Raw genomic sequence first — 15121 nt, forward strand, 5'->3', positions numbered from 1 at the left:
GCAGGTAGTCGTCTTCGAAGCCGATCCGCAACAGCGCCGTGCCTGGTGATGCCCGTCGGCACGACCACCCTCGCTTCCCGCAGGCCGGGGCTGGTCTGTGGGGGAAGGCCCGGCCCGGTAGCTGCCCAAGACAGCGGTCACGGGTGCCGTGGGGTGCGCAAGCGTTCAGAACTCCTCATCACCGGGCTCCGTCAGCAGTCCGAACTCCGGCTCGTAGCGCAGCAGGGACTGCACATAGCCGTTGTGGAACTGCCAGCCCTGGCGCAGTACCGTCCTGACCGGCGCGAATGCGAGGTTGCCGACCCTCCGGCTGGCGCCGAGTGTGGGAACCGCGGTCTGCCCGGGCTCAAGAGAGGGGATCTCCACGATCAGGCGGTGCCCGAGACCCGGCACATAGACGTGCGGCGGTGACCTCGTGCATCAGCGCGATGACCCGCTTGTCGGTGCGGCCGCCCGGGTCGGGGGTGCGGGTCTTGCGGCCGTCGTACAGCAGCACCAGCGGATTCTCGTCGGCCCCCTTCCAGGCGCGGCGCCGGTCATCCAGCGCCCGCCAGCTGAACTTTATGCCGACGGCGGCGAGTTCGGCCGACTTGGTCTGGCAGCGCTGTTTGAAGGTGGTGGTGTCCGGGTCGTAGCCGGGGCGGGCCGTGGTGGAGCCGGGCCGCAGTCCGGTGTGGAGTTCTTTCATGTGCTCGTGCCACCACAGGGCCTTCTCGCGTTCTGCCGGGGTGGCGGCCTCCAGCAGCTCGCCCAGCGCGGGCAGGCATGCGCGGGCCACGTCCTGCCCGTCGTTGTCGAGGACGGCGAAGTCCGGGGCGCTTTCCACCTCCCGCCACAGCATGTCCACCGGCGCCACATCGCCCGACTGCGGCCGCAGGGTGATCTGCCGCCCTTGGAAGGCGCTGACTTCCCACACGCCACCGCGCCAGCGCACCAGATCCCCCAGGCAGACCCGGTCGGTCTCGAACCAGCCCGACACAGTGCCCGTCATCGCTGCCCCCTTGCCGCCCAGACCGGGGAGAAGGGCAGCAGCGGCCGGCTCCAGTCGATGTCCAGAAGACGGCGCCAGATGAGCTGGTACACATGGTCGTGACCGAGGAACTCGGGCACTCCGCTGGCCAGGACGCCCTCCTTCAGCGGGCGCGGTCGTCGAAACGCGGCCAGCAGGGCACGCTCATGCGCCTGATCGCAGACGGCAGGCTGCCGGAAGTCCGCCACGAGCAGCAGGTTCTCCCGCCGCACGCACACGCTCCAGCCGGCCTGAGCGGCGACCTCGCGCAGGGCGGCCAGGCGTTCGCGCCACTGCGGGCCCATCCGGTGCGGGGCGAGCACCACGGCCTGCCGCTGCTGGTCGCGGGTCAGGGCGATGAAGTCCGGCCGCCACCGGTGCCGGATGCGGCCCTGCTCCCAGTGCAGTTCGACCGGCTCCCCGGCGAAACGGCGGATGGCGGGATCGAAGTCCAGCTCGGTGGCCACATAGGTGCGCCGCTTGGACCCGCACACCACCAGCGTGCTGGTCGTCGCCGACCACCAGTCGGTGAGCTTACCCTGCCGGCCGTGGTAGGCGACCGGATCTGTAGGCGGCTGGCGCTCCTCCAGCGCCACCCCCCACAGCGCCTCGGGTGCGACACACACCAAGCGGCCATCGTCGTCGAGATGCCACGCCCTCACCTCACGCACCCGGCGCCTCCCTCCGCGTCTGCCCGCCGGAGCCGTCGCCCCGAACCAGGCCGTGACGCCAGCCTGGCCGTCTCCCGCCCGCAGCGGTCAGTGCACCGAAGCAGGCATCACTCGAACGGGTGGCACCCCCTTGACAAACCAGCCTACGGTCAACTCGCCCTTGGCAAAGGCCAGTTCTCAGGCCATGCAGGAGCGCTCGCGCAACGAGCCGGACGGCTCAGCGAGTCGGCTGTGCCCCACGGCCAGCACCCGCCGACGGCGCCGACGGGCACCACCGGCACCGTCGGCGAACGAGGCCGCAGCTGGCTGAGCATGGTGATCCAGCCACTGCGCCAGCTCGCCCCAGCCGTCCACGTCCTCCAACCCCCAGCCGGCCATCAGCTGCTGAACGTCCTGCACCCACACCGCCCGCGCCGCAGGCGTGCGCTCGCCGCGCTGCTCGTAGCACAGCATCTCCCGCGCCAGCTGGACGGCCTCCGGATAGGTCACCAGCGGACCGGTGCGCAGCTCCCCCCCCTCCAGTCCCGCCCGCCAGGCCCGCTGCGTCCAGCTCCACACGTCCGGCGTACGTTCCCACCAGCGCGCCACCATCTGGAAGCCATCGGCGAACAGCTCCGCTCCCGCCGCCCCGAAGCGGCGCTCCAGCCGCAACCGGTCGGCGTGCGCACGCACCACCTCCGGCAGTCCCTCCAGCCGCACCACGTGCGGGTCCTGGCCGCGGTGGTCGTCCGTGAATCGCCGGTGACGCAGGCACACCCGCCACGGATCCGGCCCCATCAGCCACGCCGCCTCACCCACACCCCGGGCAAGGGCGCACAGGTCGCAGCAGCGCACCACATGCCCCCCACGGACCTCGAACGGCCACTGCCAGCGCGCCGGATCATCTCCCGGCAGCAGGAAACGAGCCTGGAGGTTGGTCAGGGCCAGCTGCAGCCGGTGCGGTGTCCGGCCGGACAGCACCGCCAGATGATCCAGTGCCGCCCGGTTGACATACAGCTCCGCCAGGGCCGGCAGACGAGGATTGACCGGTTGGCGGCCCGTGCCCACCCGGTCCAAAAGATCTCCGAGCTCCAACTCGTGGGCATGTGCCAGGCGATTGACGAACGAGCCGGTCGACTCGCCGGCCAGGTGCGGCACGGGGACCCGCAGCCGCAGGCGCGGTCCCCATACGCCCGTCCTGTCTGCCATCGCACCTCCCACCAGGACCGCATGCGCCACAGGCCGGCCGCGCGCGGCCCGGCCGGGATCACGCGCACAACGCAACCTCCGCATCCCAGTCCCGACCGCGCACGGCCGCAAGCCCCCGTCACCCGTTCGAGTGAAGTGCGGGCGTCTGTGCACTGCAGGGCGGCAAACCCCCTTCCACCCTCGAGGAGGACCTGACTGCCTCAAAAACCCGAAAGGAGCACGGCTACGGCCGAGTTACCACGGTTGCGTATCCCGCTGCGCCCGTTCCAGCAGCAGGCGGTCGACAACTGCGTCACCGAGTTCCTCCTCGGTGCGCCCCGCTGCCGCGTCGACTCCCCGTGCGGCAGCGGCAAGACCTTCATCGCCCTCAACGTCGTGCACCACATGGCGCCCACGGGCACCTCCGTGAACGTCGTGCCCACGCTGGAACTGCTCGAGCAGACCGCCCGCGAGTGGCACAAAGAAGGCCGCCCCGGCCGCTACCTTGCCCTCAGCGGAGATCCGGACCTGCCCAAGGACCCGGCCCTGCGCGGCATCCTGACCGCCGTCACCACCCCTGCCGCACTCGCCGCGGAGATCTCCCAGGCCGACGGCCCGGTCAGCGTCTTCGCGACCTACCACTCGCTGGGAAAGATCGCCGAAGCCCACCGGCTGTTCCACATGCCGCCCTGGGACGTACTCGTCAGCGACGAGGCCCACCGCACCGCCGGCAACCTCGCCAAACCCTGGGCGCTGCTGCTGAACAGCCAGCAGATCTTCGCCCACCACCGGCTCTTCGTCACCGCCACCCCCCCCCGCAACTTCGAGTCCAACACGGGCCAGGACCTCCCGATCGACATCGAAGTCGCCTCGATGGACGACCTGAACCTCTACGGCCCGGTCGTCTTCCGCCTCTCCCTGGCCGACGCCATCGACCAGGGGCTGCTGGCCGACTACCGCATCGTCGCCATCGAGGTGGAAGACGCCGACCTGCGCGCCATCCTCAACCGCAACCCGATGCTCGCCGCCGACTCCGAAGGCCTGCGCATGGCGGCCGCCGAGGTCGCCCTGCTGAGCGCCATGCACGACTACGACCTACGACGCGCCCTGGTCTTCTCCCCACGGATCAAGGCCGCCGAGGTCTTCGCGGAAACCCTCCCCGAGACGGCTGCCCTGATGCCCAAGCGGATGCAGGGCCCGCTCCAGGCCGGCACCGTCAACTGCGAGCAGAGCCGTTACGAGAGGCTCACCCAGGTCAGCGCCTTCAAAGAAGCCTCCCTGACCTCCAGCGACAAAAAGCCACTGCGGGCCGTCCTGACCAACTGCATGATCTTCGCCGAAGGCGTCGACGTCCCCGCCATCGACTCCGTCCTGTTCACCAGCGCCAAGACCAGCACGTACCAGATCGTCCAGGCCGTCGGCCGGGCCCTGCGCCCGGTGCCCGGCCAGAACAAAGTCGCCCACATCATCATCCCCGTCTACAAGGCCCCCGGCCAGGACCTCGCCGACGCCGCGAAAGGCACCCGCTTCTACCTGCTGCAACAGGTCCTGTCCGCCCTCAAGCTCTACGACGAGCATGTCTTCCACCGCGTCCACTACCTGCGCCACCCCAAGCCCACCGACCCTCTGCACCCGGTGGCGCGCCCCGAACGCGCCGACGAACTCATCCCCCTGCTCAGCCTGTACGCCGAAGACCCCCACAACTGCATCTGGGAACTCGGCCTCGAAAGCGCACGCCGCTACCGCGAACAACACGGCCACCTCAAAGTGCCCAGCAGCTACTGCGGCCCCGACCGCTTCTATCTCGGCTGGTGGCTGGGCAACCAGCGCTCCTTGCGCATGAACCACAGCCTCAAGCCCGAACGCATCGGAGCGCTCGACGCGCTGGGCATGATCTGGGAACACCCCCGCACCAGCATCGAGCACCGTCTGGGCATCGCCCGCGACTACCACGCTCGGCACGGCCACCTCTCGCCCGTGCCGGGGGAACGCTTCCGGGGCATGGACGTCGGCCGCTGGATCAACACATGCCGCACCAAGGCCCGCCGCGGGTAACTGCCCTACTGCTACCAGCGGGCCCTCACCGACATCTACCCCTGGTGGGACGCCGGCTGGGACAAGCACGGCCACTGGCGGCGCATCTACGCACGCGCTCTCGCAGCCGCCCGCCGCGGCGAACTGGCATTTCCCGACCTCGCCCCGGACAGCGACGACCGACCGCTGGAGCAGTGGCTCGACAAGCAACTCCAAGTCCTGCCCAGCCTCAGCTCCGCTCAGCACAACCTCCTCGGAGCCCTGCCGCTCCACCACTCGCTCGCCCTGCTGCTGCGCCCGCCCCGCAGCCAGAGCGAACGCGCCTTCGCCCACGGCCTGCGCCACGCCCACGCCTACTGGCGCACCCATCAGCACCTCAACGTCCCCTACGACCATGTCGTCTGGGACCGCGGCAGCTCCTTCCGCCTCGGGGAATGGCTCTCCGACAAACGCCGGCGGCCCTACCGTCTGTCCCGCGAACAGCTCGATGCTCTCGAAGCACTCGACATGCGGTGGACACGAACGTTGGTATAAAGCGGCCGCGACCGGCGCTCGCACGTATCTGTGCGGGACCGGCGGCATGACCTATCTCGACCAGAGCCCCCGGGCCTTGTCCGCCCGCCTTCAGGCCCTGCCGGTCGGCGCCATGCCGACACCGCTCGGCGCGTAATCCGAAGGCACCGCCGGGTTGCCGTGGGCGGTCGGAAGCGAAGCCGGGCGGCCCGGGGTAGCCCGGATCCCGGCTCCGCGTCATGTCCGCCCGGGACGTACCGCTGAACGTCCCCAGTCGCGTACGACTCCGCCGTGCACCATCGCGTCCCGACGCATCTCGGTCACATGCCCTCTTGGCTCCGAGCCGGGAGCCAAGGCAGGCCCGCACGCGGGTGCGGCGTCCCGGGGACAGGCTCCGGCCCGTCAGACCGCCCGCGAGCTCTGCGTGCCTGCACCGGGATCCAGACGATCAGTGGATACTCACGGCTTCAGCCGGGGGAGGAACACCGCGAGACGACGGGAAGAAGCCGCTGCACGTGCGCACCTGGCGGTGCGGCGGCTGCGGTACTGAGCATGACCGTGACCTCAATGCGTCGCGTGTGATCTTCGCCGCCGGGCAGGCGGAGAGGCTAAACGCCCCTGGAGGGCCGGTCAGCCCTGGAGTGGAAATCCCACGCCAGGCACGGCCGTTGAACGGGGAACCCACCCGAAGCCCAAGCCGGTCACCACCGGCCGGCTGGCGGGAATCCCCCTCCTTTGGGAGGGGGAGGATGTCAACGATTCTGTGCCGGAGGTCAGGAAGCCGGGGTGGCGTTGCGGTCAGGCAGGAGTATCCAGGCGGTTAGCTGGATGCGCTCGCCGGCGGGGTCGTCGGTGACGCCGTGCGCCGTGGCCACCTGCTGGCGGGCGTAGTCGAGGAGTTCCCAGACCAGCTGGATTTCGGCCGGGGCGACATCCGGCTGGGGTGCGAGAGGCACGGCGTGCTGTGTGCAGGCGTCGAGCCACTGCTCGAGATCAAGATGGGCCTGCTCCAGGCAGCGGGCGGCATCCAGGGTGATGGCCTGGTGGCGGGGGTACCCGTGGACGCGAGCGAAGGCGGTGATGCACCGCTGGTCGGGTGGCTGGAGGACGGTGAAGCAGTAGACGACGCCGGGGACGTCGAAGTGGCCGGGGTGGATGGCCCCGCACCACAGCGGCAGTCGGTCGAGGGCGTCTTTGAGGCGTGGTTCGCGCAGGGCGCGGGCGAGCCAGACCCGCTGGTGTTCGGCGAGCGGGAGGCGGCCGCGGCGGGATGGCGGATGGTCGAGATGGTCGATCAGGTCGACGAAGTTGCGCGGTTCGACCGGGGCGCCGGGCAGCAGTTCGCTGGGGGTGCCCACGCAGGCGGCGGCGACGCGGGTCTTGGCCATGAGCCGATCCACCAGCCGCAGGACGAGATCGAGCCCGACGTCCGGCAGCACGGTGTAGGACGTCACGTGGGTGTGCGGGGAGCCGAGGCGGTCGATGCGGCCCAGCCGCTGCTCGAGGATTTTCGGGTTCCAGGGCAGGTCGTAGTGGATGACGTAGCTGGCCTGCTGGAGGTTGACGCCCTCGGCAAGCATGTCGGTGGTGAGCAGGAGGTCGTAGAGGTCTTCGGGGATCTCGGAACCGATCTCGCCGGTCAGGTTGGCGGCGGTCAGTGGTGCGAAGTGCCCCAGCACTGTGGCGATGTGCGCCTTGGAGGGGATCTCGGTGTCGCCGAGATTGGCGATGCGGCCCTGGAGGAGGTCCAGCGGGCCGCCTGCGGCTGCGGCTGTTTCCAGGCGCTTTCCAAGATCCGCTGTGGTGACGCGGGAGCTGGCGAACAGGACGGTCTTCGCGGACGACAGCCCGGCGCAGATCCGGGCCAGGAGCCCTGTGATGACGTCGGGCTTGGGGTCATGAGGGACGGCTGCGGCAGCGGTACGGGCAAGGTGTTCCAGTACCTCGAGGTCGTGTTCGAGGTCGGCTCGCATGGACGCCACATCGAAGTCGGCGGCCTGCCGGTAGCGGAAGTCCCGTCCCGTCGTGTGCGCGCCGGGCGGAGGGCGTTCGCCGCCGAGGTAGTGGTCGACGAGTGTGTTGTAGTCCAGCTCTTCACCGTTGTGGGCCACCTGCCGGGTGGGGGAGTCCAGCAGCTCGCGGATCTCCTTCTTGAGCCGGACGGGCACGTAGACGCGCACCCGCCCCCGGTCGAGTTCGTCGAGGGCGGTGCGGGTGAGTTCGGCCATGTGGGAGGCGGTTGCGGCGAATGCGGCGACGGAGGACTCAATGCGTTTGAGCAGACCCATGCGCAGCAGGCCGAGCAGCAGGGGCAGCCAGCGCGGCTCGTCGGGATCAACACGTAGATAGGTGGTTGCCTTGTAGGCGGCCAGCCGCAGGGTGGCCACCCGCGGCGTGGGCCCGCGCAGCTTCTCCAGGTCGGTGAGCTGGTCCTCGGACAGGGCATTGTCGTGGCCGACCGCGTCCAGCACATCACCGAACAGGACTTGCAGCGGCGGCGGCGGCAGGCTGTAGCGCACCGGAACCTGCCGCACGGTGGGGAATTTGAGCCGGCGTGCCTCGCGGGCGTAGGCCTGGACGATGAAGGGCCGGGTGCGGCGCACCATCAGCCGGTCCAGTTCGGTGTGCAGCCGCTCCAGGTCCCGTTCGTCGAGCATGTCCGCGTGCTCGCACAGTTCCTCCAGCTCGTCGAAGGACGGACGGAGCCGTTGCACCGGGTCGTCGGATTCGTCCCGCAACGGGGCGACGATCTTGAGGAGTTGGGAGAGGTCACGGCCCCGGTTTTGTACCGGGGTCGCCGACAGCATCAGGATCTTCGGCCGCACGGGTTGCCGGGCGAGCAACTGCATGAGCGCCCACCGCCAGGTGTTGCTGTTGCGCAGGGCGTGCGCCTCGTCCAGCACCACCAGCCCGTAGCGGCGCCAGGCACTGTCGTTGCCCCGGCGCATCAGGCGGCGTACCCGCAGCAGCAGCTGCGGGTAGCTGAGCACGTGCACGCCGTCCATCTGCCACTCGTCCAGCCGCCTGCGCCACACCGACTGCTTGATGTGGGCCGGGCACACCACCAACACCGGTCCCGCGCCAGTCAGGGTCAGGCGGCGGATCACCTCCCCGGCCATGTAGGTCTTGCCCAGGCCGACCTCGTCGGCCAGCAGCGCACCGCCGTAACGGTCCATCACCGCCAGCGCCTTGGCGACCCCGTCGCGCTGGAACGTCTTCAAGGACAGCGGCGAGGGGGCTGCGTTGACCTCGTCACCGAAACGGGCCAGCAGCATCCGCAGATACACCAGCTCGGCTGGATACGGGCACAGCCGCTCGTCGATCAGCGCAGCCAGGTCGTAGGAGGCGCCCTGCTGCCAGAACCGCTCCACGACCTGGGCCACGGCCCGGCTCTGCCGGGCGTTGTGTGCGGCAAGGCCGAGCTCGCCGCTGGTGCACAGCCCCGGCAGGGTCAGGTTGAAGGAGCCTGCCACTGCCCGGCACCGGCCCGAAGCCGTGACCTCCACCAGTGCTTTGGCATGCAGGAACCGGTGCTCCCAGCGCCGGCATTCCGCCCCGGGATGGCGCAGCCATTACCGGATCTCATACAGCCGCCAGGCGCTGGCCGCCGTGGTGGGAACGCCATTGAGCTCGGCGCGCAGTGCCTGCTCGCTCTGCCCCAGTGCCTGGGCGACCCGTTTGCGGTCCTCCGGCGGTCCGGCGGGCTCGATCAGTGCGGCCCGCCCGGTCGGCTCCGCACCGATCAACAGCCGCACCGGCGTGCCAGCCTCGACCACCCGCCGCAGGGCGGGCACCAGCAGCTCCAGCCCGCGGAAACTGATGTATCCGGCGGTCAGTGTCAGGCATCCGCCGTCCCGCTCCGCCTCGCGCAGCCAGCCGGTCAGCAGCCCGGCGACTCTGCCCGTCCTCGTTGGTATACACCCCGGCCTGCCGCCACTGTGGACCGTCCGGCGGGAGGGTGGAGGGCATGTCAGACCTCCTCTCCCCGGGGGACGGCCAGCGGCCCGATGGCCTCGAGGAACGCGTTGACGGCATCCGTCATGGCCTGCGCCCGCAGCTTCAGCTGCTGCTCCACCGGCACGGCCACCGCCCCGCCGACCGGGGGCGCCAGCTGGTGCGCGGCCAGGATGCCCGGGGGCACGTCCAGATCTTCGAACACGGTCCGGTTCCACCCACCGCCGGCCTGGATGCGTTCGGCGCTGGCGTCGCCCAGCAGCGCCCAGGCCGCCAGGCTGAGCTCTTTGCCTGCATCGGGCCGCAGCAGCCGCGGCCGCATCCGCGGGTCGGGAAAGACCATGGCTGGGTCGGCCAGGTCGACCACCGGACCGCAGATGCGGCGCGCGCAGGCCATCGCATACAGCGTGCCGGCCGCCCCCAGCAGCTGCCGCTTGGACGCCCACGGACTGCTCAACTCCTCGGCCTGCAGCCTAGAGGCGTGCACGGGAGCCATCTGCCCGGCCAGCAGTGCGGCGGCTTCCTGGAAGGACGCACAGGCCACGACGGCCTGGACGTCCCGGCCAGGGCGCGCGGGCCGGGGGCCGCCGGGGGAGAACTGGGATGCGGCGGCATGAGCCAGCCACTGCCAAGTGAACGGGGAGGCGGCCGCCTGGGGGAAACGGTCGAACAAGGCGCACAGCACCCGCACCATGGGAGGCGACCACAGCACGGCGTCGCTGGTGATGCCGTGGCGGTGAAGAAAGGCGATGACCTGAGTGACGGACTGGTCGGTCCGCTCCATGGCCCGGCTCACCGCATCGCGCTGCGCCCACCGTCCCTGGGCCCGGCGGGCCTCGCGCGGCAGGAAGTCCTGCAGGACCAGGCTGAGCTGATGGCGGTCGAGGCAGTGGGCAAAGCCCGCCGTGCGGGCCCTCTGCACGAGCGCATCGACGTGCTCGCGCTGCAGTTCCTCGAAGGCGATGCTCAGGCTGCACAAGGAGCGCTCCTCGGGCTTGAGCGAGGGGTTGCGGCGGATGCAGTTCTCCGCCGCGTCGGCCCATTCGGCCGCCAGCCACTCCACCGGCAGCACATAGCGCAGCAGCCCGGCCCGCAGCTCCAGCGCCTTCTCCACCAGGGCATCGGTGGGGTTCAGGCTCGCCTCCTCCAGCAGGGAGCGCACCTCACCGCCGGCGACCAGATCGGCGAGCCGGACGTGCCGCACACGGCCCGGCTGGTGGGCACGGAACTGGATGCGGCCTGCGGCGGTGAAGCGCGCCGCCACCTCCAGAGCCGGCCCGCCTATGTCGCTCCAGCGTTCCTCGGGCATCCAGGCCGGGCGCCGTCCGAAGGCCCCCACGTAGGAGGTGCCGCGCTGCTGGCCGTCCAGGATCCACCAGCGTGGCCGCCCGGCCAGCGTCTGGTAGCGGCCTGCGGCGGGCCGGTGGCCCACCGGCGGTTCCCAGATCAGCAGGGAGCCGACCCGGTAGCCCCGGTACAGAGAGTCGATCAGCCGCACGGAGAAGGCGGGCCGGATGCACAGAGCCCGCTGCATCGGAGGAAGGTCGTACGCCCCGCCCTCGGCCTCGTCCAGAAACCGCTTTAGCTCAATGCCGGTGTCCCTCACCCCACACCTCCAAAGGTAGAAAAATGAGATAAAAGGGACGGTAGTGGGAGGGTTTGACAATCCCCGGCGGACACGGCGGTCACCTCTGCGGCCCGCCCTCTCGGCGTCCTTGCCGCCGCACACCTGTCTGCGCTGAGACGCCAGGAAACGCTGGTGCCGACGTCGGCCCGACTCTCGACCAGCTCAGCCCGGGTGCCCTGCACGGCCAAGCCCAGCGACCACCTTGGCGCCGGCAAGGGCCGCCCCTGTGCTGCCGTGGCCCATCGGTGAGGATGAGGAGGTGCAGGAGAAACGAGCCGAAGAGTACGGCCGGTGCGCCACGGTGCTGGATGTCGATTTCCAGGTCCCTGGTGCTGCCGCGATTTTCGATCAGGCGTTGACGAACGGGCTGGCGGCTATCGTCGCCCGCACCTGGCCAGGGCAGGAGACCGAGAAACGCAGGAACGGCGACCACCGGCTGAAGGCGGCATCACAGCTGCTGAAGATCATCGCTGAAGAATGCGACGAGGCCAGGGAGGGCATACGCGTTGTCCCGGACGCGGCCGACGAGCCGGAGATCGCAGTGGACGTGGCGACGCTGAACGACGCCCTGGAGCAGACCCAGCGGGTGCGGCACGCACGCGGTGTGGGCGAGTTGGAGGAGCGGCATGTCGTTGCACTGCTCGAACTTGATGACCACTCATGCCTGCGCCAGGTCAGTGAGGAGAAACGGGAAGCCGACTGGGTCAAGAACGAGATCCAGGACCGGTACGAGCGACTACGGGCACAGGACTACCTGGAACTGATCGGCGAGGAGGAAGCCGACCGGCGGAGCGCCCTCGCAGCCGACCACCTGCCTGCTCACCCCGACGACCTGATCGACGGCATGGGCCTTGCGGACTGCCCCGTCTGCGGACGCGAAACCTTCACTGTCAGAGGCCTCGACGATTTCGGTGTTGGCTACGGCCCGGGCACGTGCCTGGTGTGCTCCTACGTCCGCAGCCCCGCCACCGCCCACGACCTGGCTTTGAACCACATGATCGCCCGTCACCGTAACGACTGAGAACAACCGCCTCGTACTCCCTGGGCCGTCAGGGCACGGGCCGCCCCCGCACACCGCGCCCTGGTCCGGGGGCGCCCCATTCTCTCCAGATCCCAGTCGGCGCGATCGAGGGTGATGATGGTGCGACGGCCGCGTACGTCGGCGGCCTTTACACGTGATTCCTCACCCCCATTTCAATCCGACGGCACTCAGCTCCTGCACCCGGTCAGGGGCCAGGCGTTGCTTGCGTGCCCGGCAGTTGGCGATAAACACTCCCAGCGCACGGTCGTCACCGTCCACGGTTTCCACGTGCTGGCGAGGGACATTCAGATGTCCTTCCCGCTGGCGATATTGGCGGGCGGCGGCGAGGTTGTCGGCCCACATCTGCGCCCGCGTCCTACTCACGGCCCTCTGCCGGCCTGGCGCAGGTCCTGCCTGAGGCTGCTCCTGGTCTGGCGTCAGGTGCAGCACCTGCGTGAGCAGCCACTGCTGCGCGGGCAGCAAGCCGCCCCATACGGCAACGGTGCGCTGGACGCTGGCCCACCGCCCGAGGTCCTCGCCCTGGACGACGATCTCCCCGGGCACAGCGGGCAGTTCCCCGCCGCCGTTGACGTGGGTGCGGGCGAGGTGGAAGCACCGCTGCCAGGCGATGTCCCAGGCTGGGCACCACGCGGGATCGATCATCTCCAGCTCCCGCCACCGCCGCGCACTGTTGGGCCTCCCCGATGCCCGGCCCCCGCCAGGCCCGTTCTGCGCCGCTCGTTCTCGTCGCGCGGCGGCACGCTGGTCACGCAGCCAGATCCCCACGGGGTAGCCTTGCCAGGTTGCCTCGGTGGGGGCGAGGAGGTGCCCGTGTTCCCCCGCCCAGCAGCGCGCGGCGGCCAGGCCCTCGGAGAAGGCCACCTTGAGATGGGACCACACCATCCCGGCCGCATCCAGTTCCCTCACCCGTTCCTCAGCCAGGGTGCCCTGGCGGTAGGCGACGCGCTGCTTGGCGATCCACACCCCCAGCGCGAAACCATCGGGGGCGGTATACCCGTAGGGGACCCGCAGGTTCCTCTGATCGGCGGCGTAAGCCATCGCGGCCTGCAGCCCCCGACGCCAGTACTCACCCTCGGGCCGCAGTACACGCGCCCTGATGAACGCCGCCAACTGCACCGGATCCCGGGCCGTGGAGAACCGCAGCAGCCCCTGCGCCGCCCCGCTGACCGCCCCACCCGCTGCCCCGCCCGCGCCCGAGGCAGCCTTCCGGCTGGGGGACTGGGGGACGGCGAGCTGCTCGACGGCCTCGGCATCGTGCGCCCGCAGCGCGGTCAGCACCTTCACCAGATGCGTGTACGACCGCGAGGCCAGCATCTCGTCCGGCTCCTCACCCGGCTCCAGGAACACCGGCACCACCAGCGAGGCCACCTTGCCCTCCCCGGGCTGCATCCGCAGCGCCCGGCCCACCGCCTGCACCACATCGGGCGTCGAGCCCCGCGCATCCACGAACACCACCGCATCACACTCCGCGGTATCGACCCCCTCGCCGAGCACACGCGCCGACGACAGCACGCACAGCTCCATCACGGCATCCTCGACCACCCCCGCGGAAAAGGTCTCCAACACCTGCCGCCGGTGTACCGCCCGATGCTCCCCACACAGCCAGTCCGCCCACACCGCTCCCGCCTCTGCGAACGATCCCGCATCGGCCTCCCACAACGCCGAGGCCACCTGCCCCAGCCCGCCCGCGAAAGCCTCCGCCTCACTCGTACGGTGATGAAACGTCAGCACCCGCCGCAGCCGGTGCTCCGCAGCAGTCTTCAAAACCGCCGTCTGCAAGGCCGCCAACCGCACCCCCCGCACCTCATCCGTGAACGCCTCCGCACCTACCAACCGCACCGCCGACAGCTGCGGATCAGCAATATCCACGCAGACCACCTGGTACTGCGCGATCAGCCCCCGCTCGATCGCCTCCGACATCGTCAGCCGGTACACCACCGGCCCGAAGATCTCCTCATCGTCCATCGATGCCACCAGCTGCCCCGACCCATGGGCTGCCCCCTCCAGCCCGGGTTCCTCCCACAACCGCGGAGTCGCCGTCATGTACAACCGCCGCACCGCCGGCAGCCGCCGATCGTCATGCACCACTGCCCACGGCTTCCCCAACACCCCCGCCGTCCGGTGCGCCTCGTCCACCACCATCAGATCCCAACGCCCCGCACCGGCCGCGTGAGCACGCTCCAGGACCCCCAGACCAGCCGCGGCATACGTGGCGAACACCGTCACCCGGCTCGCACCCGCGAGCCACCCCGCCAACTCACCCGCATCCGTAGTGCACCGCACCCCCACAGCAGCCTTCTCGCGCTCAGAGCACACCCCGAACAAGCGACCACCACGCCCGCCAGCACGCCATACGCCCACCATCTGACCCAGTAGGTCGAGCGTGGGCACCAGGACCAACACCCGTTCGGCACGGAGCCCCTGCGCTGCAAAAACCGCGATCAGGCTCTTGCCAGCTCCCGGAGGCGCAATCACCTGCGCACGCACCGCCGCGTCCGGCAGCTCTCCGCTCACCGAAGACCCGAGCGCGCGGACTACCGCATCAACTGCCTCGACCTGATGTGGACGGAGCCGCTGCTTCCTCGGCATGAGATCCCGCCTTTCGATCTACGGGGGCAGTGAGCCCTCAGGGTAGAGTCTCTACAGAGAAATTATGATGCAAGACCTCAAGTTGCGAGGCCATCGCACGCTACAATCGAGCGTGCCTCACACATGACAGCCCCTGCATCTGAACCCCGAAGACCCCCATCCCGCCACCAGCAGTATGGGATAATAGACACTCAGAAGTGACGCTCCGTCAGAAGCATGTGCCGGAGCGTCAAGTGCCCGAGAAGACAAGAAGACAGACTCCGCACGCCTCTCCTTGTAGCGAGCCTTTCAGTAGGGGAGCGAAGCGGACCTGCCTCGAGGCGCGAAGCGGCTCGACCGGCGGCTTGCCGCCGGAACAGGCCCGCAACGCGGGCCTATCACATGCCAGTTGAAGCGAAGCGGAAACTGGCAGGCGGGGCTTGCCCCGCTTGCGCCCGCGGAGCGGGCGCAGGGCCGGCGCAACGCGCCGGCCATCACTGTCCAGCGCGCAGCGCTGGAGGACCCGCTCCGCGGGG

Annotated in this window: 12 protein-coding genes; 4 read left to right on the top strand and 8 right to left on the bottom strand. The window is 69.9% G+C overall.

Annotated features, from left to right (window positions below; all coding sequences use genetic code 11):
* Positions 1 to 165: 165 nt before the first annotated feature.
* From ACIO3P_RS28520 to ACIO3P_RS28535, 4 genes are all read right to left on the bottom strand, one after another.
* The gene (locus ACIO3P_RS28520; RefSeq protein ID WP_401855681.1) at positions 166 to 366 is read right to left on the bottom strand and encodes a hypothetical protein; all 201 of its coding nucleotides are present in this window, start codon (positions 364 to 366) and stop codon (positions 166 to 168) included.
* Positions 347 to 991, bottom strand: a complete 645-nt coding sequence (locus tag ACIO3P_RS28525) for a hypothetical protein (protein WP_401855683.1) — start codon at positions 989 to 991, stop codon at positions 347 to 349. Before ACIO3P_RS28525 ends, ACIO3P_RS28520 begins: the two co-directional genes overlap by 20 nt.
* Entirely contained in the window at positions 988 to 1638 is a 651-nt protein-coding gene (locus tag ACIO3P_RS28530) for a hypothetical protein (RefSeq protein WP_401855686.1), read from the bottom strand. The genes ACIO3P_RS28525 and ACIO3P_RS28530 overlap by 4 nt, the downstream gene beginning before the upstream one ends.
* A 219-nt stretch (positions 1639 to 1857) precedes the next feature.
* Positions 1858 to 2868 (bottom strand): TniQ family protein, encoded by a 1011-nt coding sequence (locus ACIO3P_RS28535; RefSeq protein ID WP_401855689.1) that lies wholly within the window; start codon positions 2866 to 2868, stop codon positions 1858 to 1860.
* Positions 2869 to 3111: 243 nt separating this feature from the next.
* Between ACIO3P_RS28535 and ACIO3P_RS28540 the strand changes: the two genes are divergently transcribed.
* From ACIO3P_RS28540 to ACIO3P_RS28550, 3 genes are all read left to right on the top strand, one after another.
* Positions 3112 to 4902: a Helicase associated domain protein gene (locus tag ACIO3P_RS28540; protein ID WP_401855690.1), complete on the top strand. Its 1791-nt coding sequence runs from the start codon at positions 3112 to 3114 to the stop codon at positions 4900 to 4902.
* Positions 4903 to 5172: 270 nt separating this feature from the next.
* Positions 5173 to 5415, top strand: coding sequence for a helicase associated domain-containing protein (locus ACIO3P_RS28545; RefSeq protein ID WP_401855706.1), 243 nt, complete (start codon positions 5173 to 5175; stop codon positions 5413 to 5415).
* 218 nt (positions 5416 to 5633) lie between these two features.
* A complete protein-coding gene (locus ACIO3P_RS28550) occupies positions 5634 to 6218 on the top strand; it encodes a zinc ribbon domain-containing protein (protein WP_385496333.1) in 585 nt (194 codons plus the stop codon).
* On the opposite strand, the gene ACIO3P_RS28555 is transcribed toward ACIO3P_RS28550, so the two are convergent.
* From ACIO3P_RS28555 to ACIO3P_RS28565, 3 genes are all read right to left on the bottom strand, one after another.
* Positions 6168 to 8867 (bottom strand): SNF2-related protein, encoded by a 2700-nt coding sequence (locus ACIO3P_RS28555; protein WP_401855692.1) that lies wholly within the window; start codon positions 8865 to 8867, stop codon positions 6168 to 6170. The genes ACIO3P_RS28550 and ACIO3P_RS28555 overlap by 51 nt on opposite strands.
* A 99-nt stretch (positions 8868 to 8966) precedes the next feature.
* On the bottom strand, positions 8967 to 9188 hold the full coding sequence (locus tag ACIO3P_RS28560; protein ID WP_401855693.1) for a hypothetical protein: 222 nt from the start codon (positions 9186 to 9188) through the stop codon (positions 8967 to 8969).
* Positions 9189 to 9364: 176 nt separating this feature from the next.
* Positions 9365 to 10954 carry a DUF262 domain-containing protein gene (locus ACIO3P_RS28565; protein WP_401855695.1) on the bottom strand — a complete coding sequence of 530 codons (1590 nt, stop codon included), beginning with the start codon at positions 10952 to 10954 and terminating at the stop codon, positions 9365 to 9367.
* Between the two features lie 280 nt (positions 10955 to 11234).
* On the opposite strand from ACIO3P_RS28565, the gene ACIO3P_RS28570 reads away from it, so the two are divergent.
* Positions 11235 to 11996 (top strand): hypothetical protein, encoded by a 762-nt coding sequence (locus ACIO3P_RS28570; RefSeq protein ID WP_401978214.1) that lies wholly within the window; start codon positions 11235 to 11237, stop codon positions 11994 to 11996.
* Positions 11997 to 12158: 162 nt separating this feature from the next.
* Here the strand turns inward: ACIO3P_RS28570 and ACIO3P_RS28575 are convergent, their stop codons facing one another.
* A complete protein-coding gene (locus ACIO3P_RS28575; protein WP_401855698.1) occupies positions 12159 to 14606 on the bottom strand; it encodes a Helicase associated domain protein in 2448 nt (815 codons plus the stop codon).
* Between the last annotated feature and the right edge of the window lie 515 nt (positions 14607 to 15121).

Source organism: Streptomyces sp. NPDC087310, from assembly GCF_044744405.1.
Lineage (GTDB): Bacteria > Actinomycetota > Actinomycetes > Streptomycetales > Streptomycetaceae > Streptomyces.

What these genes read in the sequence shown, in the direction of transcription:
- ACIO3P_RS28535 (WP_401855689.1), bottom strand. Translation starts at nt 2,868, where the DNA reads ATGGCAGACAGGACGGGCGTATGGGGACCGCGCCTGCGGCTGCGGGTC.
- ACIO3P_RS28575 (WP_401855698.1), bottom strand. Translation starts at nt 14,606, where the DNA reads ATGCCGAGGAAGCAGCGGCTCCGTCCACATCAGGTCGAGGCAGTTGAT.
- ACIO3P_RS28550 (WP_385496333.1), top strand. Translation starts at nt 5,634, where the DNA reads ATGTCCGCCCGGGACGTACCGCTGAACGTCCCCAGTCGCGTACGACTC.
- ACIO3P_RS28525 (WP_401855683.1), bottom strand. Translation starts at nt 991, where the DNA reads ATGACGGGCACTGTGTCGGGCTGGTTCGAGACCGACCGGGTCTGCCTG.